This window comes from Aquimarina sp. KJ22-3 (assembly GCF_055808215.1).
Genome location: NZ_CM147859.1, coordinates 148,485 through 169,828, shown reverse-complemented (window position 1 = coordinate 169,828; position 21,344 = coordinate 148,485). Strand labels below are relative to the sequence as shown.

The window sequence follows — 21,344 nt, the reverse complement described above, 5'->3', positions numbered from 1 at the left end:
TAAGTTATTATTCTGTTTCTTCTTCTACAGCATATTCTTGATCATAATCCTGTAGGTTTTTATGAATCTGCATTATTCTATAATTGTCTGAAGCAATTGTAAAATAACTATCTTCAATTTTCTTATAATATTTTTTTCTGCGATTCCATTTGGTAAGATCTACTCCTCTGGTATCTTCCGTTCTACCAATGGAAAGAAGCTCCGCCAAACCTTCGGCTTCTACCCTACTTCTTCGCGTATGTACAACGACAAACTGTTGATCTTTGGTATACACATCCAAAGACACTTTCATTTTGTCGTATTTCAATTCTTTTAGAATTTGGGTAATAAGCTCCTTTAAAGCAGCAGCTTGATTATCTCCAAACGTCGAGAAAGGATAAATCAATTTGTGATTCTCCTTATTATCTGTTCCAACCGCAAACACATTATTTTCGATCTGTGGAATCGTAACCTGATACATTATCTGGGCTTTCTTACCCTCTGGGCTTTGCGGGTAATTAAGTGCCACAAAATTTAAAGCTAATTTATAAGCTTCAAACCCACGATAACGACCAATAGCTTGTGCTTTTAACAATTCAAACTTTGGAAGAAAATCCTCATCGGCTCCAAATTTGGTAATCAGCACATCACTCTCTCGTATTACATCTGCGTATCGTTGCTCTTCAAAAATCTTATACAACTTATTGTACATCGATTCTGGGCTATCCTTATCTTCTAATTCCTGATTTGGATTCTGAAGAATCTTAGCGTATCTGGAATCTCCATAATTATTAATAATATCCTGCTTGTAGGTATTAGAATTTGGAATATCTCCCTGCGCCAGGTAAATTTTATACAAATTATACTTTGAAGGAACGATCAAACGCTCCTCAGGATCATTTTGCAACAGGTTTTCAAACTTGTCAATTGACAATTGATATTCCTGAAATTTCTCCTTATAAATTACTCCTAGTTGATAATATGCAAAGTTCCTTTCGGTTTTTAAACTGTCCAAAATCTTAGCATCGGTAGGAACCTGAGCTATATACGTTAACGGATCAAAAGTGGGATCTGTATCTATAGAATATTCATTTTCTTTTTCTGGAACTTCTGCAGCTACTGCCGAAGGATTAGAAATGCTTGATACTCTCCAATTGTCTTGTAATTCTCTATTTCCAAAGGTGCGTTTAAATGCTGTTTTACCATACGCTACTGTAGTCTGGTTGTAGAAATAAAATTTCCCAGCTTCTGCACCATTGTTGGTTTTTGGACCTATGATACTACTTTGTGGCTGTTGAAATCTACGTTCTGCTGGCAATTGATTTTTATAATCCTCTAATTCAGCTGCTTCTTGGGCTGCAATTGCCTTAGCTTTCAAACTATCGGTATAGGTTTTATAATAGGCCAATCGCTCATCTTCGGACATTGCAGATACACGTAAAATACTATCATTGGTTTGCGCAATCCCTTCGTACAAAATAACATCATCCAGATTGTCTCTCTTTTTCTTAAGCACACGATATCGCTTAGAATCCACAATCATTCGTTGTAGGGTGCTATCATAATATTTCCCAGAAGCCGCATATCTCTTTCTATCAAAACTAATATCGCCTAACGTATAGTAATTAAGAGATTCAAGGTATTTATCTGGGGAGTTGGTTCGCAACGATTTGTTATAATATGCGATCGCCAAATCTATGGAATCCAAGGTCTTAAAATACTCGGCCTTTTGATTATAGATCTTGTCTAAAAAAGGACGATTTTCACGATTTTCTTCCAGATCCGTAAGCAACTCTAAAAACTCTTCGCGGTTTCCTGTTTCGTAGTCAAAGTTTCTTGCTTTCGCCATATAGGCATTAAGCATATATCGGCGTGGTGTTCTTCTGTTCAGATCTATTACCTGATCAAATGCATAGTTGGCACTATCTTTAAACCCCAATTCATTTAATAATTGTCCTTTGATGTAATAATACCTTCCTTTTTCTTCGAACTTTTGGGTGTGAATACTCGCTTTATTGATATATGCCAGTGCCGAGTCTTTTTGTTTTAGATTCACATACGCCTGAGCAATCATCGCAACCGCATCTGCATAATCCTGTGGCTTCATATACTCTTGCTCAATCATTCGGATCAAATCCTCTATCGCCTTTTCATTATTATCCAGACGTACATTGGTCTTTGCTCTCCATACTTTGGCATGATTGATCGTATTACTGGTTGGATATTTGTAAAGAATATAATTGAAAGCTTCCAGCGCAGGGATAAACCGTTGCTCAAAATATCTAGCCTTACCTAACAAAAGAAAAGCTTCATCAATCTTTGGATTGCGCTCCTTACCGTCGATGAGCATGCTGTGCTTTTGAATGGCTTTTACTGCCTTCTCTTCTGCCCGATCAAAATTCTGATTCAGGACTTCATTAGGGAGTCGAACATCTTCGCTCACAATCATACGCTCTATTGGCAGTAGTTCCCAAAAATTATCATTATATGTTTGGATTAATTCTTCCTGGCCCTTATCATAAGCCAATCTACCATTGTATAAGGTATTGTTCTTTGTAGTAACATCATGCCAAGTTCGGTTTACAAACTTGTCTTTTTTACGAGAACATGCAAACCCAACAATTGCCAAAAGCAATACTAGCCCTATTTGTGAAATTTTTCGTCCCAAACGAGATAATTTATAAGTGTGATAACTAAAAAACTTGCTTTTTAGTGTGTTGTAATATACAAAAATAGTACGCCTGAGGTAAAAATACATTTCTTTCGTTAAAAAACAGGGGGTTAGTAAGTTTTTCTGGCTTCTATATCCTATTTATGCTATTTTTCTGATGATTACTAATGGCGTGTATCTCATTTCCAAGATTTTCTCACAAAAAAAGCGAGAAGAAAACTTCTCGCCTTTTAACAAACAAAAACTGAATTAGTGAAACATTATAGTTTGAAATTTACTCTTGCAAACAGGAATCTACCGGTATATCCAAATTGAGATGTTCTTCTTGAGAATACAAATTGGTCTCCAGCTGTACCTCCTTCTCTATTTTCGTCGGGATAGACATCTAATAAGTTGTTTGCTCCGATGGTGATATTTAAATTTTCCAGAAGTTCTGCCGAGAATGAAAGGTCGGTCACCACTTTTCCTCCGTATACTGCATCATCGCTCACAACAGTACCATCTACTCTAGGGTCTCCATTAAAATCATCAGGATCTGTTACTTCTCCAAAAAACACATTACGTAGTAACACATTATATTTTCCAAAAGACAAAGCGTTACTAAGGCTTACTTTGGTTCTGGGTTGAGCCAGAGTTAAGAAAGCTTCTTCTTGTCCGTCGAAAAAGCTACCGCTTTGACCGGCATTCGCGATTCTTTCTGGTACTCGAATTTCTTCGACCTCGGTTTTGGCAAATGTGGCAGAAAGATCATTTTTTAAAGTAGTTTCTTCTCCAAAATTCATTTTATGAGAGACCACGACGTCTACTCCTTGCGATTTGGTATCGATGGCATTTACAAAAAATCGCGCACTGGTTGCTCCGGCAGCTTCAAATATCTGAGTTAGTTCAGGATCGCCTCCATTACCAAAACTTCCGCTATATACGATTCGATCATCAATATTGATCAAGTATGCATCTGCCGTAACCGTAAAATTTTGAATTTTGGCAGTAAGCCCTACGCTGTAACTATCCGAAGTTTCTTCTTTTAGTTGGGCAATACCGATTAAATCCGCGGCTCTACTGTTGTTCGTAAATGTTCCTTGTTCAAACGGTTGATTATCTACAAAAACGGTGCTGGTTCTGCTAAAAAACTGCTGGTGTAATGAAGGCGCTCTAAATCCTGTACTATTGGCTCCTCTTATCGAGAAGTTTTCGGTGATTTTATATCGTGTAGCTAATTTATAATTAAAGGTGTCTCCAAAGTCGGAGAAGTTCTCATACCTACCGGCTAAACTTACTAACCATTGCTCTGTAAAATCGGCTTCCAGATCAATATATCCAGCAATACTATTTCTATATTCGTCGGTTTCGTTATTTGGGTCAAAGCCTCTAAATACTTGAGATCCACCACCTAGCACAGCACCTGTAAAATTATTACGAACCAAATCGGCATCCGGCGTAGTACCTGTAACTATATTTCCGTTTACATCATAGCTTACATACGAAGCTTCTTCGCCAGCGACAATGGCATAGTTTTCTACTTTATACTCTGCTCCCATTGCCACATTTAATCCACTAAAAATATCCTCGTAGAATCTGCTGATATCCAAGTTGGTAGTGTTTTGCATAAAGCTTAATGATCCTGCATCAAAATCTCTGGGTGTAGCAACCCCAAGGGTACCATTACTAGAGTTCGTTACTGTAAAATCGAAAGTGTTGGTTCCATAGGTATTAGAAAAGTCAACATTCCAATTATTTACCACACCTCTGATCCCAACCGCTATCGATCTATCTACAATATCGGTACCTATATTAGGTAAGAAACCATTAGGGAAAGCGGGGGTATTGGCACGCCCATCACCTTGAGCTGGTCTACGATAAAAACCAGATGCCAGACCTTCGCGATAGCTAATTCCTCCAAAACTGTAGAATTCTGCATCTTCACCCAATGGAATGGCCATATTAGCAAAGAACTTTCCCTCTCTTAATCTTGAGGTACCTACTCTAAATCTAAAATCTGTTCTGGTCAATCCTCTGGCAGCAAGTTCATCTTCGTCTACGTCGATATCTAGTAATGTTCTAAAAGTTTCAATATCCGCATCGTTGGTTACATCCAGTGCTGCAATTTGGTCCCGGGTTGCCTGATCGAGATAGGTAATCCCTTGTGCGGCTGTTTGATAATCTGCCAGTGTCATTTCTGAAACATTACCTCCACCAGCTGCAAAAACACGTTCGGCACCATGATATCCTCTAAAAATATCTCCCTGATAATCTCTATTTCTTAATGCAGGAGCTCGGGTTGATAATGACCCGGTGAAATTAATGAATCCACCTTTGTCTCCAATCGGTAGTCCATAATTGACATCGACTTTTACCTTTTCACCATCGCTACCGCCGTCAAATTGATTCGAGTTTTTACTGAAATTAGCTCCCGTATTGATCGTAACATCCAATTTGTTGGTGGCTTTCTTCAATACAATATTGATTACCCCTGCAATGGCATCGGATCCATATTGCGCAGCTGCACCATCTCGTAACACTTCAATTCTTTGGATTGCTGCGGTTGGAATTGCATTCATATCCGTTCCAACACTACCTGCTCCTACCGTTCCGTTTACATTGACCAATGCCGTATTGTGTCGTCTTTTTCCATTAATCAACACCAATACCTGATCAGGACCTAGACCTCTCAAAGACGCTGGATCGATATGGTCGGTACCATCTGAAACTGTTTGCGTTTGAGATGTAAAAGAAGGTGCTACGTAGTTAAGTATTTCGTTTACAGTTGTTTGAGGTCCTTGTGTTGCAATTTCCGTAATGTCTATCACATCAATTGGAACGGCCGTTTCAACAGCAGTACGGCTAGGATTTCTAGACCCTACAATCACTACATCATCCAATTGCGCAGATGCATCTTGTAAGGTTACCGAGATGAAGTCCTTCCCTTCAACATTGATTTCCTGGGTTTCAAAACCCAGGTAAGAAATTACCAATATGTTATTCTCTTCGGGGATATTGATGGTGAAGTTTCCTTCAAAATCAGTTTGTGCCCCTATGGTAGTTCCTTTTACCAGAACATTAGCCCCTGGTAAAGGACTCCCGTTCGAATCTTTTACATTACCATTGATTTCTCTTTGGATTACTGGTTTTTCTTTAACCAAAGGTGATTTTTTTAGGATCACCTGCTTGCCCATAATGGTGTAAGAAATATCGGTTGGATCAAAAAGTAATCCCAATACTCTATCAATGCTTTCTTTATTCACTTTGATAGATGTTTTTTGATCAAGATCAACCTCATCACTGATGTAAAAGAATTTATACGAAGTTTGATTTTTGATTTCGTCTAATACCTCTACAATAGGAGTTTGTTTAAAATCAAGTTTTATTTTGCCTTGCGAAAAGCCAGAAGTTCCCATTACCTGAAAAATGGAAAAACAGAATAAAACCAGTGTAAGCCTCATTTTTAATACATTCGATTTGTGCGCTAAGTGTAAAAATAGCGTACGATTACCCTTTTTTTCATAATTTTGAAAAGTTTGGTTAGTACTCAATTAAATAGTAATCAAACCGTAAGGGGAAGTGTGGCAGCACTTCCTTTCTTATTTTTCTTACGGATTGATTGTAATCTTCTTATCTTTTATTTCATATGTAAATGCTATCGTTTCTGAAAATACCTTTAGAATCTGCTCCACATTCTCTATATCAAATTCTCCGGTAAATCTGGTGTCATTCAACTTTTGATTCAGGCTTGTTATTTCTACGTCATACGTTCTTTCTATTCTTTTGTATACTTCGGCAAAAGACTCATTTTGTAATATAATTTTCTTATGCATCCAGGAAGTAAACAATGCAGGATCCACTTTCTTACGTTCTAAAGCCTTGTTGTTTTTACTGAAAATAGCCTGGTAATTTGGAGTAAGCTTCAGTCTTACATCTTCCTGCTCTGGATCACTAATAGCGACTGACCCTTCTACAAGGGTTGTTTTGATTGTAGCATCGTCATCATAAGATGATACATTGAACTGTGTTCCCAACACTTCTACATCTACTGATCCGGTTCTTACGATAAAAGGTTGTTTTGTATTAGTAACCACGTCAAAAAATCCTTCTCCTTCTAGATATACCAATCGATTCTTATCCTCTGAGTTGAAATGTCTAGGAAATTTAAGCGCACTAGCTGCATTTAACCATACTTTGGTTCCATCGGATAAAGCCAATTGAAACAGCTTTCCTTTTGGGATTGAGATTTGAAGATACTCTGTTTTGGTGCTATGGTTTTCGCCTTGAATGACTAATTGATCTTCGTTTTTTTCGACCACAAGATTACCCTCAGCATCTTTAATACTTGCCGTATCATCCAATCCTAAATAACTAATGGTACCATCGGCCTGTACAATCTTGATTTTGTCTGAAGAAGTATCATCAACTCTTACCACTTCTGGTGTAGTGATCTCAAAAGATGAATTACCACTCCTATACGTATATATCCCAAAAACAACCGCGGCGACCGCTGCTGCATATCCGACAACCCTTAAAACGGGTTTTAAGGAAATTACTTTGGTTTCTTTTTGTTGTATTCCTTTTACAAAACGCTCAAAAGCCCCCTCTACATCTACTTCCAAATGCTCTTTTGCAGCATACGACTCTTTTATTTCCTTCTTAAAAAGCGCTTTGTTTTCCTCATTAGCATTTACCCACTGTTTAAGCCATTCTTTTTCTTCTGAAGAGCAATCGCCTTTAAGATATTTTCTAATTATTGTTAAATAATTATCCATTTTATTCCTTTTCTACCTATATGATGCAGAAATCAAAAGAATCCCCTACTTTATTTTAATTTTTTTTAATTTAGTTGACGTTTTAGTCATGAAAAACAGTTCCGCCGACATAGAAAAAGCACTTATTACGGGATTAACCCAAGGAGACGAAAAGAGCTATCGACTTCTTTTTGATCTGTACTATGAGTGGTTATGTAACTACGTTTATAAACTTTCTCATGATAGTATCTTGTCTGAAGATTTAGTTCAAAATGTAATGCTGCGTCTTTGGGAAAAAAGATCTTCTTTAAAAATCTCATCTTCTCTAAAGAATTATCTTTTTCGATCCTGTCATAACGAGTTTTTAATGCATCTGCGAGCTCAAAAAAAGAACATGATATTCTGGATGAAATCAAGTGGCAAACGCTGTTTGACATGTATGATGAAAAAGAAGATCAACGCGAGGCCGATTGGAACAAGCTCGAAAAAATGCTGGATCAGCTTCCTCAAAAATGTAAAGAAGTCTTCAAATTAAGTCGATTAGAGCAGAAAAAGCATAAAGAGATTGCTGAGATATTGGGAATATCTACCAAAACCGTAGAATCCCATATTAGCAAAGCCCTTCGGTTTTTAAAAACCAATGTTTCTGGCCTATTCTTCTGAAAAGATTTATGTCTAGAAAATTACTGTCTTAACTAATTATCTATTTAAATTAGTGGTTCTTCAATCAACAAATTCGTCAGTTATGAAAAAAAGTATTACACTGTTGCTTGTTTTATTTTCTTGTACATTCCTCTTTTCTCAAGAAAATGATCGTTGGAAACTTACCTACACCAACAACGGTAAAGGAGAATCTAAAGGAGATATTCAAAACCTAATCGATGCCGTGCGAAAAGGAAATAGAATTCGGATCTATTGGTATGGCGCAAGAAAAAATGATAAAACCAAAAAGGTAGAACACTTTGCTGAAGCTAAATTCCTGACCATTATGAGTGACACTTTAGTTTTTGCACAAATTGATCCCATCATTGGACAAACTCCAAAATACGATGAACAAACCATCTCTCTGAAAGAAAATATCGAGTGGACATTGATTGCCGCCAGCAATGGCAAATCGGAATCTATGACCAGAAATGTAACTACTGGAGAAATACTTGGTCATGATCCCTTCCCTCTATCCATTCGTTGGTATGTAGAACAGTAATATTATCGCGAAAAGAATATAATTATTGATTCGCTTCCTCTACTGTATTAGGAACGGCATTTTTCCCAAAGTGCTCTTCTAGCTCTTTTAATGTTTCTGCAGAGGTAACGATATCTTTAACCACGACACCTTTATCCAATACTACAATGCGTTCACACACTTCGGTAACATGCATCAAATCATGACTAGAAACTAAAACCGTGACGTTTGGATCTGCAGATAATTCTTTGATAATCTGCTTTAAACGTATCTGTGTAGTAGGATCCAGATTAGCAAAAGGTTCATCCAGAATAACTACTTCGGGATTACCGATTAAAGTAGCTACAATCCCTACCTTTTTCTGATTTCCTTTAGACAAATCTCTTAAGTATTTCTTCTTTCCTAGAATTTCTCCGTGAAAAAAGTCCTCAAATTTTGAAAGTAAGGCATCTACATCTGCTTTGTTCTGGCCACGCAACTCTCCGATAAAATAGAAATACTCCTCGGCGGTCAAGTACCCAATCAAAAAGCTTTCGTCGATAAATGCAGCAGTAATTGATTTCCAATCCTCGCTACTATCGACCTTGATTCCATTGTTTTCGATATATCCAGTTGTGGGTTGTATCAAATCCAACAAAGCACTAAATAAAGTGGTTTTACCGGCTCCATTATTCCCTACCAGCCCAAAGCTTTTTCCTTTTTCAATCTCAAGGTGTTCTATATTTAAAACGGTGTTCCCCGTATAAGTTTTACTAAGGTTACGTACTGCAATCATGTTCTTAATTTTTTTGTTTGTATGCCGATAAGGTTTTATACTTCTCTGTTTTGTAGATTTTTTCGATTTTGGTAAAAACGGCATCTTTAAACGCAAAACCTGCTATCCCAGCTATGGTGACAAGTGCATACCCGGCATTTGGACTATAGGCATAGTGTCCTATGGCATATAATACCATGGGTAATGCCATTTTGGGTAAGGACAACAATAATGTTTTGGTATTGAAGGCCTGTTTATCCCCAAAAGCTTTTTTGTTACTAGTCAAATCAATAGGAGTTTTTACATAGGCTCCTGCCCATAGCACCACATGAGAATTTACTCCAATATTATAAATTGATGCTACTATAATGGCCAGGTAGACATCCCATCCAAAATACAAATATCCCGAAGCCAAAACGGTAGAGATCAATGTGGCAATTACCATCAACCACCACTTTGATGACAGGTATTCTTTGTACTTGATATTTTGACTCATCATCAAGGGATAATACGCACTATCCCAACTAGGAACAAATTGCCCAAAACTCAATAAAAATCCTCCGGTAACAAATATGGCCGCAAAAATCTTCCATACTGGTCCGTCGTAGGCTTCTACAGCACCCGTAAAGAACAATAATCCATAGAACAAGAATAACACACTTACTAATACTGTTGATTTTGCACGTTTATTTCTTTTGATCAGTTTGATATCGTTTTTAAGAAAAGTAGCCGTTCTACCAAATCTATTTAACCAATCCAGATTCTCTGTTTTTATATCTTTTGATTTGGTAGCCAAACCTGCATCCAGATATAAATCTGAAGTAAAAGATTTGAACGATAGTACGATTAATACTATTAATGCTGTCACAGGAACAAACACCATCCATGTCAGATCATATAATCCTTGAAAAAATGGAGCGGTGTATACCGTAACATCAAAATATCCGAAATAATGAAGACCCCCGAAAACTGCTAAGACCCCCCCAATAATAAAAATCAAATTGTCTTTTTTATTCAAAAGGATGTTTAGAAAATTATTAGCATATACCAAAGCGATTAATCCAAGATGCCACAACAACACATTGGTTACTGGGTGTCCGTTTTTGATCAAAACCAATGAAAATGGAATAAAAAAGAACGCATGAATCACATTAAAAAACGAGAATGTGGTCTTTCCGAAGGCAAAAGAGACTATTTTGTTTTTGTTAAACGGGAGTAATAGCAACGGTTTGATATTAATCACCGGCATTTTTTGTAAGGCGTAACGAAATAGCAGGTCTCCCACCCACCAATAAATCAAAAATCGATTTAAGGTTTCTAATGGATCGAGCTCCAATTTTTCTTTTACCAATTTGTAGAATGCTACACCACCAAGGGCAGACATAAGGGCTAACCAACACGCCCAAAATGCCATAAAAATTTTCATGAATAATCCCGAAGACATGGATGCTGACCTCCAAAAGGATTTCCACTGTAAAGAGACAAAATGTTTAACCATTGTTGAAAGGGTTTTTGGAAAGAAGGATATACTTCTTTAATTATTTAGTAACCTCAACTCGAATTTTGTTACAAAATCCATTTAGATAAATTTATCTTAAAAGCGATCTGCTCTTAAAGCATTTGTTATTTTTGCGAAAAAATATTGTAATGTCAGATTTTCATCAACTCACTATAAAACAAGTCATCAAAGAGACTCCAAATGCTGTTTCTATTGCTTTTGAAGTTCCTTCCAATCTTAGAGATACTTACTCCTTTATTCCGGGACAATATCTTACTCTCAAAAAAGAGATTGAGGGCAAAGAAGTACGAAGAGCGTATTCTATTTGTAGCTCAGCAAAAAGTAATGAGCTTAAAGTAGCAATCAAAGCCATTGAAGGTGGTACTTTTTCGGTATTGGCCAATGCTGAATTTTCTAAAGACGATGTTTTAGAAGTTCATCCTCCTGAAGGAAATTTTGTTTTGAAAACAGATCCAACCGCAAGCAACACCTACGCAGCTTTTGCTGCGGGTAGTGGGATTACGCCTGTGATGAGCATGATCAAATCCGTATTAGAAGAAGAGCCCAATAGCCGATTTGTATTAGTTTATGGAAATAAAACTCCCGAGGAAACCATTTTTTATAATGAACTATTAGCGCTTCGAGAAGCAAATTCTGATCGTTTCTTTATAGAATTTGTTTTTAGTCAAACCAGAGAAGATAATGCTCATTTTGGAAGAATTGAGAAACCCATAGTCAATTACGTACTTAAAAATAAGTTTAAGGAAACTACCTTCAACAATTTTTACTTGTGCGGACCCGAGGAAATGATCAATACTGTAACCAATGTTTTGGAAGAAAACCGAATTGCCAAAAATCAAATTCATTTTGAACTTTTTACCAGCAGTTCTGAAGCGGCAGAAATCGACGCCGATCTAGATGGTAAAACTTCGATCACTGTGATTGTAGACGATGAGGAGTTTACTTTTGTAATGGATCAAAAAAAGACCTTGTTGGATGCAGCTCTGGATGAAGATATAGATGCTCCCTACTCTTGTCAGGGAGGGGTTTGTAGCTCTTGCGTTTGTAAAATAACTGAAGGTAAAGCTGTGATGGAAAAAAATAGTATCCTTACCGACGGTGAAATTGAAGAAGGTTTGGTTCTGGCTTGCCAGGCTCACCCCACTACAGCATCGATCAAAGTTGACTTTGATGATGTGTAATTAATTTCTGATTTATACAAACGAATTCAGTTTTTCTACCACCGTCTCTGGAGGAATAGAATACATTACTTTTTCGTAACCCTCTGGTACTTTATTGCCATAAATAGAGGTGGGTATCTGGTCATACTTTGCTAAATTGGGTAATATGGCATTTTCTGCCGGTTGTCCAAATGGCATAAAACCAGCAAAAGGATGCGTAACCCCCCATAGGGTAATCGTAGGCACATTATACATAGCAGCTATGTGTGCATTACCACTATCCATAGACAACATTACATCTAGATTACCAATAAGCTTTAGTTCATCCTCAAATGGTAATTTACCTACTACATTAATCACATTGTTGTATTTGGATGCAATATTGTTTAATATGTCCTTTTCGCGTTTTCCTCCTCCAAATAAGAAAATCTCGAATTGGTTTTCTCGATCCAAAGCTTCGATAAGCTCCACCATAAGCTCCAAAGGATATGTCTTACTCTCGTATTGAGCAAAGGGAGCAATGCCTAACCATTTTTTGGAAGAATTTAAGCTTAACGCCACGATATTGGGTGACAGCGATATTTTTTGAGGAAAACTATGATCATCAAGATCAATAGGGAAACCTAACTTTCCAAAAACCTCTGCATAACGTTGATGGGTTGTTTTTAAGGGTTTAAACACTTTGTTTTTGGCCCTGGTTAAAGCCTTTTTATCTGCCCTTCCCTTGTCTATTTGCACCACTGGTATTCTACCCATAGAAAACAGTGTTTTTAATACATTAGAGCGAAGCACATTGTGTAAATCGGCAACCGCAGTAATCCCTAATTTACGTAACTCTTTATGCAATCGGGTTAATCCCAAAACCCCCTTATGTTTTCGATCCACTTCTGCGGGATAGACCTCGAGATTGTCAATATCACTAAAAAGAGGTTCGAAGAACTTACGGGTAAGTACAGTAAGCTTAACGTTGGGATATGTAGCTCTAAAGGTTCGTAATACAGGTATCGTCATGGCTATGTCTCCCATAGCAGACAACCGTATTACCAAAATGTTTGTTTCAGGAGTATTACGTATATCTACCTTATTTTTCGCCACGTAACACAGGATTTAGCTCATCGTCATTGTACATTTTCATCTGTTTGTAGACTTTCATGTACTTATCTCCTTGCTCAATATCCTTCAGTAATGTATCTATTGCAGTAGATAAATCTACCTGTTGCTCTAATAAGACGTCTAATTTTTTTTGACAAGCAGCTTTGTGTGCATCAGAGGCATCAGTCCTCACTGTTTCCTCATGCATATGGTATACCTTCAATGCCAATATCGATAAGCGATCCACGCCCCATGCTGGACTTTCTGTATTGATAGTAGCATCCTCTTTTGGAGTCACCGCTTTGTACTTTTCCAAAAAGTAACTGTCGATATATTCTACCATATCTGTTCTGTCCTGATTTGAAGCATCAATTTGTCGCTTTAGTTTCAAAGCTTCAACCGGTTCAATTTCAGGATCACGAATGATATCCTCATAATGCCATTGTACGGTATCAATCCAACATTTACGATATAACAGATGCTCTATAACTTGTGATTTGCTATCATAAGGGTTGCTGAATTCTTGATCTACGCTATCGATAATGTGATATTGATCGATAACTTCCTTAAAAATTTTATTTGCCTTGTCCGTAAACATTGAATCTTTGTATTTCTGAAAATGTGTACAAAGGTATTATAATTTATATTAGAATTATCATCTTAGAACAATAACATCGTAAAAGGAATCAGTAAAAACACCCAAATATTAATTTCTTTGGCCAGCATATTGTAATTCATCTCAAGATACGTAGTCCCCATTATCGCTAAAGGAATACATAAGAAAAACACTTCGGAAGTATTCTTGGCTGGAGCAATTACAGCGATTCCAACGGCTATAACAAGATAAGCAATGATCAACCTGAGTACTGGTTTAATATTTGCGGCCTTTCTACTGTATTTAATAAGATAAAGCGCCAAAAAGAACAGAATACAAATGGATAATGTTCCTAATGAAAATAATTGATCTTTGACTAAATAATTCTGAAAAGACAAAGAAGCTACATCTAAGTACTCCGAATAACTATAAAAGGAATCATAAAACAATAGTGTAAAACAATTTGCGAATAAATAGATGGTAAGAATTCCAATTATTGGGATAATCCAATTTCTATAATTTTTTGAATCAAAATACAGGATTCCCAGATAAACCAAAACAATAAATGCAATGCTCCAGAAATAGGCAAGCGATGCCAGACCTATGCAAAGGGAAGCATTCAAAATCTTGGCCTTAATCTCCTTTTCACTTCGCAACCGAATCACATTTCTAAATCCCACCAAAATAAAACCGCTTGCCAGTAATACATTGATATCCGTAAGCGCATTGGGCAACACTCCCGTAAGGAAGCCATAAAGCAAAATGGTGTATGATCCTTTTTCGGTAATATCGTTTCTTTGAAGAATAAAATTTAGCAACAACATAGGTAAAATATAGAAGGCCAGACCTATGATCAACAGGAATATCTCTTTGGATTCTAGTACTATTCCCTTTTTGTAATGTGCAATTCCATACAAAAGAAACATGTATAATGCCACTACAACGTAATTAATGGGTTTTGATTTGCTAAAAAAACTTGATAACACTACTATTTTTTATATTTTTGCCAGGAATAAGAAACTAATTATTTTTAATAAAGTTGAACGAATTTATAAAAAGTTTTCAGTTCGTTACTTTTTACTTTTTATAAAGCCTATATAAAACACGTTATGAAAGAATTTTTTGAAGCTATTGAATCTCTTTTTGTCAATGTATTATTTGCACCACTTGATGCTTTAAGAGCCCTTGAATTGGAAAGTTGGACTGCTGCTAATATTATAAACTGGTTGTTCATGCTAATTGGATTTGTCGCTTTTTTCTACTGGATGAAAGAACTGAAAAAATTTAATGACAACAATGAAGAAAACAGAGACCCTACGGCTCACTCTTTCTTGAACTAAAGATATTTTAATCGATATACATAAGAAAAGCGCTTGTAGTAACAAGCGCTTTTCTTATTCAGTGCTATTAAGGATTCTTTATAGATCGAACCCAAGATCTTTTCTATAATACATTTTATCAAAGTGTAGTTTCTCTATACTTGAGTAAGATTTCTTCAAGGCTTGTTTGAAATCATTATCAAAAGAGGTAATAGCAATTACTCTACCTCCATTAGTTACTACTTTACCATTTTCAATTTTGGTTCCAGCATGAAAAACGATTGAATCATCTATATTTTCTATTCCTGTAATCTCTTTTCCTTTTTCATAAGCCTGTGGATATCCACCAGAAACAGTCATTACCGTGGTTGCGCTTCTATCGTCAATTTGCAGATCGATCTGATCTAAAGACCCCGCTCCCACGTGAGAGAGCAATTCTACCAAATCGGTTTGTAATCTTGGAAGGACTACTTCTGTCTCAGGGTCTCCCATGCGCACATTGTATTCTATAACTTTTGGATCATCTCCTACTTTGATTAGGCCAATAAAAATAAATCCTTTGTAATCGATATTTTCTTTAGAAAGCCCTTGTACCGTAGGCTTGATGATTTGTTCTTCTATTTTGCCCATAAACTCCTCGTCTGCAAAAGGTACTGGAGAGATTGCACCCATTCCTCCGGTATTTAACCCTGTATCTCCTTCACCAATACGTTTGTAATCTTTGGCCGTAGGCAGGGTAACATAGTTCTTCCCATCGGTAAGTACAAAAACACTAAGTTCTATCCCGTCTAAAAATTCCTCGATCACAACCGTCTGACTGGCTGCTCCAAATTTTTGATTGGTCAGCATATTGTCGAGTTCTGATTTGGCTTCTTCAAGATCTTTAAGAATCAATACTCCTTTTCCTGCTGCCAAACCATCTGCTTTTAACACATATGGAGGAGTCAGGGTTTCCAGAAACTTTTTCCCTTCGTCTACTGTAGCTGCAGTAAAACTCTGATATGCCGCTGTTGGGATATCATGTCTAAATAAAAATTCTTTGGCATACTCTTTACTTCCTTCTAATCTAGCCCCTTCTTTTGAAGGTCCAATAACTACAACATTGGCCAATTCAGAATCTTGGGCAAAGAAATCACTTATACCGCGAACCAAAGGGTCTTCTGGACCTACCACAACCATTGTAATTTCCTCTTTGAGCACTAACTCCTTTATACCTTCGAAATCGGTTACAGCAATAGGGACATTAGTTGCAATTGAATCGGTACCGGCATTCCCGGGAGCAACAAAAAGACGGCTACATCTTTCACTCTTTGCAATTTTATAAGCAAAGGTATGTTCTCTCCCTCCGGATCCAAGTATTAAGATATTCATGATTAGGTAGCTTAAATTTTAAAGCTTCAAAAATAGGGTATTACCGCTTTTCGAACTAATTATTTACCATCAATTTTATGGATTTAATAGTGATCTCTTTTGTTCGCAGAAAAACAGTTAGTTTCGAATAATTCTACTACTCAAAATACTTCTCTTTTTAAGTAATAAAGGAATAATAATTGAGAAGAATACGATTCCGTTGAATCGTACCAACATCGACTCAAAAAACAACGAAATAAAAAGGATTAAAAAAACCGAGAACTCATTTTTGCTTCGCCACATTCGAATTGCCAGTAGCACAAATATGGTAATCAATACACCAAAACCTATTATCCCTGTTTGTAAAAAAGTTTGCAGAAACTGATTATGCGCATTGTACTTGTTCTCATAATTATGAAAATAGTTAAGTTCCTTGTATTTCTGTGTCAACACATCGTTGGTATCTCCAATTCCATATCCAAAAATTGGAGCTTCTTTTATTAACTGTAAACTCGCATTCCAGGTTAGTAATCTTGATTTTTCAACTGTAGTAGTGGTAATTCCAAAATCTTCAGAAATGCCTGTAACATTTTTGTAAAAACTAAACACCCTTGGGTTATTTAAAAACACGATTACCCCTAAAAAAAACAGCATAGACATCGTATACCTTTTGCTCTTATCTGATATATTAAATATCAATAAAAGACACATGATCAAAAGGATAAGATACGCTGCGATAGACGCAAGCAAAAACAAATAGAGAAATAGTATAAAAACAATGATTAACTGGATTCTGGATTGCAGTCTATTTTTCAAATAATAACTAAGTACTAATAGTATATATAAGGAAACATAATTGGAATTAATCAATTTTGAGAAATCTGTTCTGATAAAATAACTCCACCCTTTTATAATAGCATCCAAGAAGCTAGAAAACCCTTCAAATGAAGCCTCAAAGAAAAATCCGGTTCGCTCAACATATCCCAAAATATCATGTAATCCAATACCAAAATTGATGACAAAGGAAGCGAGTATTCCTAGAAGTAAAAAGTCAAATAGTTTTCTTACCGATGAAGCGTCTTCTTTTACGAACAAAAAAATGATTGGAAAAAATAATAGAGATAAAGACCTTTGAAGCAAATTCACCCCATCCTGAAGGTTTTCTGTATAAATCATACTTACAGAAATTATTATGAAATAGAAGGGAAAAAGCCACAATGGTTTATTATCTGAAAAAAGTTTCTATTCGTTCGAAATATATTAATCAAGCCTAATACGATAGAAACAACGAAAAATGGAGTGGGTAAATTGATGCCCAATGGTAATAGAAAAAAGGCAAAATACAAGCTGTTCCAAAAGATGGTTACAATCAAATCATCTTCATCTCGGTAAAACATGTTGATAAATTTGGGTATCATTAGGTCTTATCGTGTTTTGGCCAATTTTAAAAGAAGTTCTTTATTTATTAGAGTGAATTATGTAAAATCCCGATGTTCACTTTTACTAAGCTCTTCTTCGGGAAGGCTTTTAAAATATTTTAATGTTTTTTTCATCCCTTCTTGACGATCTACTTTTGGCTCCCAATTTAATATTTCTTTAGCTTTGGTAATATCAGGTTGCCTTTGAAGAGGATCGTTAATTGGTAATGATTTATAAATTACTTTTTGGTCTGTTTCGGTTAATTTAATTATTTCTTCTGCAAACTCTTTTATTGTTATTTCATCTGGGTTCCCAATATTAACAGGAAAAACGTAATCACTAAATAGCAGTCTATAAATTCCTTCTACTTGATCATCAACATAACAAAATGATCTTGTTTGCAAACCGTCTCCAAAAATTGTTAAATCCTCACCTCTTAACGATTGGCCGATAAATGCTGGCACTACTCTTCCATCATTTAAACGCATTCTTGGGCCATAAGTATTAAATATACGAACAATTCTTGTTTCTAACCCGTGATAGGTATGATATGCCATGGTAATAGATTCTTGAAAACGCTTGGCTTCATCATACACGCCTCTTGGACCTATGGTATTTACATTACCATAATAATCTTCATTTTGTGGATGGACCAAAGGATCTCCGTAGACTTCACTAGTAGAGGCTATCAAAATTCGAGCTTTCTTTTCTTTTGCCAAACCAAGTAAATTATGAGTTCCTAACGATCCTACTTTTAACGTTTGAATTGGGATCTTGAGATAGTCTATGGGGCTTGCTGGAGAAGCAAAATGAAGAATATAATCTAACTCTCCTGGTACGTGAACAAACTTAGTCACGTCGTGATGATAAAACTCAAAATTTTCTAATTTAAAAAGATGTTCTATGTTTTTTAGGTCTCCAGTGATCAAATTATCCATTCCAATGACATGAAATCCTTCATTAACAAATCTGTCGCATAAATGCGATCCCAAAAAACCAGCGGCTCCTGTAATTAGAACTCTTTTCATTGAATATCTTTTCTTCCTATCGAAAAATAGGAAATTCCTTCTCTTTCGATATCTTGTAAATCATATAAGTTTCTTCCGTCAAAAATGACTTTATGTTTTACATTTTCTTTTATCTTCTCAAAATCCGGTGTTCTAAAGATACTCCACTCTGTGCAAATAACTAATGCATCGACTCCTTCTAACACTTGATACATTGACTCTGTGAACCGGATTTTATTTCCATACTTTTTGGATACATTATCCATAGCTTCTGGGTCAAAAGCTTGAATTTTAGCTCCTAAATCCAACAATTCATCTATCAAATCCAAGGCTGGTGCCTCACGAATATCGTCTGTTTCAGGTTTAAAAGCTAACCCCCATATAGCTATTGTTTTGTTCTTTAAATCTCCTTCAAAAAAGGCTTCAATTTTAGGTAGTAAAATTCGCTTTTGTTCTTTGTTAACCTTTAGGACAGCTTCTAGTATTTTGAAATCGTAATCTAATTCACTACCTGCTTTATGAAGTGCTTTTACATCTTTCGGAAAGCATGAACCACCATAACCAATTCCTGGAAACAAAAATCGCTTTCCTATCCTTGAATCAGTTCCAAGTCCGATTCGAACCTTATCCACATCTGCACCCACTTTTTCACAATAGTTGGCGATTTCATTCATGAATGTAATCTTAGTAGCCAAAAAGGCATTGGCAGCATATTTTGTGAGTTCAGCAGATTTTTCATCCATGATAATAATTGGATTTCCTGATCTAACAAAAGGTTTATATAGTTTTTTCATTACTTCGATAGCTCTTTCAGAGCTTGATCCTACCACAATCCTTTCTGGTTTTAGAAAATCATCTACTGCAAAACCTTCACGTAAAAACTCAGGATTGGATACTACATCAAACTCATGTTTAGCATTATTGGCAATTATCTTTCTGACCTTTTCGGAGGTACCGACAGGGACTGTACTTTTATCAACGATTACGGTGTACTTATTAATTAAAGTGCCTATTTGTTCTGCTACATTTATGACGTAAGACAAATCTGCAGAACCATCTTCGTCTTCGGGAGTAGGCAGGGCTAAGAACACTATTTCACCATGCTCCATACCTTCTTCAAGAGAAGTTGTAAATTTTAGTCTTTCGGCTTTAATATTTCTTTCAAAAATCACATCCAAATGAGGTTCATAAATGGGTACAATACCCTTCCTCATGTCTTCAACCTTCTTTGCATCAATATCTACACAAACTACTTCGTTTCCTGTTTCGGACAAACAGGCACCTGTTACCAAGCCTACATAACCTGTTCCTATAACGGATATTTTCATTTAACTTTTTTGCTTCTTTTTTTGTATTAGTTTTTCTCCTCCTTTTTTCACTTCCTCTTTTATCTTATCCACTTTTCTACGGAAAAGAATCTTCCTTTTAATGTTTGCAAAACTATAATCAAATCTATAAAAAAGATATCCCAAAACAACCACCGTAACAATTAAAGTCATTACTAAATAGAAATTATAAGAAGAGCTTCCTAGAATAACAATCATTATTACAAAGATTAGATTAAACCCTCCAATAATAAAACTTGCTTGCTGATGAGATATTTTAAAGTAATCAATTAAAATATGATGCGTGTGATTTCTATCTGGCGAAAATGGGCTTTTCTTATTCGCTAGCCTTATCGTAAAAACACGAGCAGTATCAAACAAAGGAACAATCAGGATACTGATTGCTATTAATGGGACATTTTCTAACAAAAAAGGTAAGCTGTCATATTTCTCTGGAGAAAGAGCTAAAAATTTTAGTGTAAGAATGCTAATAATAAACCCAACGATAAGAGATCCTGTATCCCCCATAAATATCTTTTTACTAGAGGATAAATTAAAACTTAAAAAAGCAACCAAACATCCATTAAGTACAAGACAAAGCAATACATAAAAAAACTCTTTGGTAATATAAAATATTGTAGTGTAAATGATCAAAATAACAATTCCCACAATAGCTGCTAGACCATCTATTCCATCAATCAAATTATAGGCATTGATAATGGTTAGCATTAAAAAACCTCCCACTAAATAATATAAATATGAAGGGATCTCGTAAATTCCTAAAAATCCATTTAATGAGTGGATCATAAAGCTTTCATTACTTAAAATAAATGCGATTGCCATTATTTGTGCAGCAAGCTTTGTGTAAGGAGATAATACGACTAGATCATCTTTAAGACCTACAATAAATAAAATTGTAAGACCTGGAATAAAAAAATTGCTTCATCGTGTGATCCCCATTCCTTTAAAAAAAACAGTGCAAATATTAGTGTATAAAAAAAGGAAATACCTGCCAAGGTTGGCGTTTTTTTCACGTGTGAGCTTCTATGGTTTGGATTATCCATCAAATTTTTATACTCCACCAAACCCATAATTTTAGGAATGGTAAAATATGTAAGTAAATAAGCACCTAAGAAAAAAAGAATTGGATGATACAGCGGCAAATCTTACTGAATTTTAAGTTTTGTTCAAAAGTAATAAATATAAAAGGGAACTGCTAAAAAACATTTAGATCATAA

The 21,344-nt window shown here is 35.8% G+C and carries 16 protein-coding genes and 1 pseudogene; 4 read left to right on the top strand and 13 right to left on the bottom strand.

Annotated elements, in window-relative coordinates; translation table 11 throughout:
- Window positions 1-7: 7 nt before the first annotated feature.
- From porW to AC0L3Q_RS00650, 3 genes are all read right to left on the bottom strand, one after another.
- Entirely contained in the window at window positions 8-2,647 is a 2,640-nt protein-coding gene (porW, locus tag AC0L3Q_RS00660; protein ID WP_473284203.1) for a type IX secretion system periplasmic lipoprotein PorW/SprE, read from the bottom strand.
- 263 nt (window positions 2,648-2,910) lie between these two features.
- On the bottom strand, window positions 2,911-6,090 hold the full coding sequence (locus AC0L3Q_RS00655) for a TonB-dependent receptor domain-containing protein (protein WP_473284201.1): 3,180 nt from the start codon (window positions 6,088-6,090) through the stop codon (window positions 2,911-2,913).
- A 147-nt stretch (window positions 6,091-6,237) separates the two neighbouring features.
- Window positions 6,238-7,404 (bottom strand): FecR family protein, encoded by a 1,167-nt coding sequence (locus AC0L3Q_RS00650; RefSeq protein ID WP_473284199.1) that lies wholly within the window; start codon window positions 7,402-7,404, stop codon window positions 6,238-6,240.
- A gap of 88 nt (window positions 7,405-7,492) precedes the next feature.
- Between AC0L3Q_RS00650 and AC0L3Q_RS00645 the strand changes: the two are divergent.
- Both AC0L3Q_RS00645 and AC0L3Q_RS00640 read left to right on the top strand, forming a co-directional pair.
- A pseudogene (locus AC0L3Q_RS00645) lies at window positions 7,493-8,014 on the top strand (sigma-70 family RNA polymerase sigma factor); the annotation flags it as partial.
- A gap of 114 nt (window positions 8,015-8,128) precedes the next feature.
- A complete protein-coding gene (locus AC0L3Q_RS00640) occupies window positions 8,129-8,587 on the top strand; it encodes a hypothetical protein (protein WP_473284197.1) in 459 nt (152 codons plus the stop codon).
- A gap of 22 nt (window positions 8,588-8,609) precedes the next feature.
- On the opposite strand, the gene AC0L3Q_RS00635 is transcribed toward AC0L3Q_RS00640, so the two are convergent.
- A complete protein-coding gene (locus AC0L3Q_RS00635; RefSeq protein WP_473284195.1) occupies window positions 8,610-9,341 on the bottom strand; it encodes an ABC transporter ATP-binding protein in 732 nt (243 codons plus the stop codon).
- 4 nt (window positions 9,342-9,345) lie between these two features.
- The gene (locus AC0L3Q_RS00630) at window positions 9,346-10,818 is read right to left on the bottom strand and encodes a DUF5687 family protein (RefSeq protein ID WP_473284193.1); all 1,473 of its coding nucleotides are present in this window, start codon (window positions 10,816-10,818) and stop codon (window positions 9,346-9,348) included.
- A 149-nt stretch (window positions 10,819-10,967) separates the two neighbouring features.
- On the opposite strand from AC0L3Q_RS00630, the gene AC0L3Q_RS00625 reads away from it, so the two are divergent.
- Entirely contained in the window at window positions 10,968-12,020 is a 1,053-nt protein-coding gene (locus AC0L3Q_RS00625; RefSeq protein WP_473284191.1) for a 2Fe-2S iron-sulfur cluster-binding protein, read from the top strand.
- 12 nt (window positions 12,021-12,032) lie between these two features.
- On the opposite strand, the gene AC0L3Q_RS00620 is transcribed toward AC0L3Q_RS00625, so the two are convergent.
- From AC0L3Q_RS00620 to AC0L3Q_RS00610, 3 genes are all read right to left on the bottom strand, one after another.
- Window positions 12,033-13,094, bottom strand: coding sequence for a glycosyltransferase family 9 protein (locus tag AC0L3Q_RS00620; protein ID WP_473284189.1), 1,062 nt, complete (start codon window positions 13,092-13,094; stop codon window positions 12,033-12,035).
- Entirely contained in the window at window positions 13,081-13,689 is a 609-nt protein-coding gene (locus AC0L3Q_RS00615) for a DUF4254 domain-containing protein (protein WP_473284187.1), read from the bottom strand. Before AC0L3Q_RS00615 ends, AC0L3Q_RS00620 begins: the two co-directional genes overlap by 14 nt.
- Window positions 13,690-13,751: 62 nt before the next feature.
- Window positions 13,752-14,672, bottom strand: a complete 921-nt coding sequence (locus AC0L3Q_RS00610; protein ID WP_473284185.1) for a DUF6427 family protein — start codon at window positions 14,670-14,672, stop codon at window positions 13,752-13,754.
- Window positions 14,673-14,795: 123 nt separating this feature from the next.
- Here AC0L3Q_RS00610 and AC0L3Q_RS00605 point away from each other — a divergent pair, with 123 nt between their 5' ends.
- Window positions 14,796-15,026 (top strand): DUF6341 family protein, encoded by a 231-nt coding sequence (locus tag AC0L3Q_RS00605; protein WP_473284183.1) that lies wholly within the window; start codon window positions 14,796-14,798, stop codon window positions 15,024-15,026.
- A 78-nt stretch (window positions 15,027-15,104) separates the two neighbouring features.
- On the opposite strand, the gene purD is transcribed toward AC0L3Q_RS00605, so the two are convergent.
- The 5 genes from purD to AC0L3Q_RS00580 all read right to left on the bottom strand — a co-directional run bounded on the left by purD (window position 15,105) and on the right by AC0L3Q_RS00580 (window position 21,012).
- On the bottom strand, window positions 15,105-16,376 hold the full coding sequence (gene purD / locus AC0L3Q_RS00600; protein WP_473284181.1) for a phosphoribosylamine--glycine ligase: 1,272 nt from the start codon (window positions 16,374-16,376) through the stop codon (window positions 15,105-15,107).
- Window positions 16,377-16,493: 117 nt separating this feature from the next.
- Window positions 16,494-17,531, bottom strand: a complete 1,038-nt coding sequence (locus AC0L3Q_RS00595) for an O-antigen ligase family protein (protein WP_473284179.1) — start codon at window positions 17,529-17,531, stop codon at window positions 16,494-16,496.
- A 299-nt stretch (window positions 17,532-17,830) separates the two neighbouring features.
- The gene (locus AC0L3Q_RS00590) at window positions 17,831-18,802 is read right to left on the bottom strand and encodes a UDP-glucuronic acid decarboxylase family protein (RefSeq protein WP_473284177.1); all 972 of its coding nucleotides are present in this window, start codon (window positions 18,800-18,802) and stop codon (window positions 17,831-17,833) included.
- Window positions 18,799-20,109 (bottom strand): UDP-glucose dehydrogenase family protein, encoded by a 1,311-nt coding sequence (locus AC0L3Q_RS00585; RefSeq protein WP_473284175.1) that lies wholly within the window; start codon window positions 20,107-20,109, stop codon window positions 18,799-18,801. The genes AC0L3Q_RS00590 and AC0L3Q_RS00585 overlap by 4 nt, the downstream gene beginning before the upstream one ends.
- The gene (locus AC0L3Q_RS00580; protein WP_473287028.1) at window positions 20,110-21,012 is read right to left on the bottom strand and encodes an MraY family glycosyltransferase; all 903 of its coding nucleotides are present in this window, start codon (window positions 21,010-21,012) and stop codon (window positions 20,110-20,112) included.
- Window positions 21,013-21,344 lie beyond the last annotated feature (332 nt).

Coding starts and splice junctions, on each gene's coding strand:
- AC0L3Q_RS00615 (WP_473284187.1), bottom strand. CDS start 13,689: ATGTTTACGGACAAGGCAAATAAAATTTTTAAGGAAGTTATCGATCAA.
- AC0L3Q_RS00590 (WP_473284177.1), bottom strand. CDS start 18,802: ATGAAAAGAGTTCTAATTACAGGAGCCGCTGGTTTTTTGGGATCGCAT.
- AC0L3Q_RS00605 (WP_473284183.1), top strand. CDS start 14,796: ATGAAAGAATTTTTTGAAGCTATTGAATCTCTTTTTGTCAATGTATTA.
- AC0L3Q_RS00585 (WP_473284175.1), bottom strand. CDS start 20,109: ATGAAAATATCCGTTATAGGAACAGGTTATGTAGGCTTGGTAACAGGT.
- AC0L3Q_RS00640 (WP_473284197.1), top strand. CDS start 8,129: ATGAAAAAAAGTATTACACTGTTGCTTGTTTTATTTTCTTGTACATTC.
- AC0L3Q_RS00650 (WP_473284199.1), bottom strand. CDS start 7,404: ATGGATAATTATTTAACAATAATTAGAAAATATCTTAAAGGCGATTGC.
- AC0L3Q_RS00635 (WP_473284195.1), bottom strand. CDS start 9,341: ATGATTGCAGTACGTAACCTTAGTAAAACTTATACGGGGAACACCGTT.
- AC0L3Q_RS00595 (WP_473284179.1), bottom strand. CDS start 17,531: ATGATTTATACAGAAAACCTTCAGGATGGGGTGAATTTGCTTCAAAGG.
- AC0L3Q_RS00630 (WP_473284193.1), bottom strand. CDS start 10,818: ATGGTTAAACATTTTGTCTCTTTACAGTGGAAATCCTTTTGGAGGTCA.
- AC0L3Q_RS00625 (WP_473284191.1), top strand. CDS start 10,968: ATGTCAGATTTTCATCAACTCACTATAAAACAAGTCATCAAAGAGACT.
- AC0L3Q_RS00655 (WP_473284201.1), bottom strand. CDS start 6,090: ATGAGGCTTACACTGGTTTTATTCTGTTTTTCCATTTTTCAGGTAATG.
- purD (WP_473284181.1), bottom strand. CDS start 16,376: ATGAATATCTTAATACTTGGATCCGGAGGGAGAGAACATACCTTTGCT.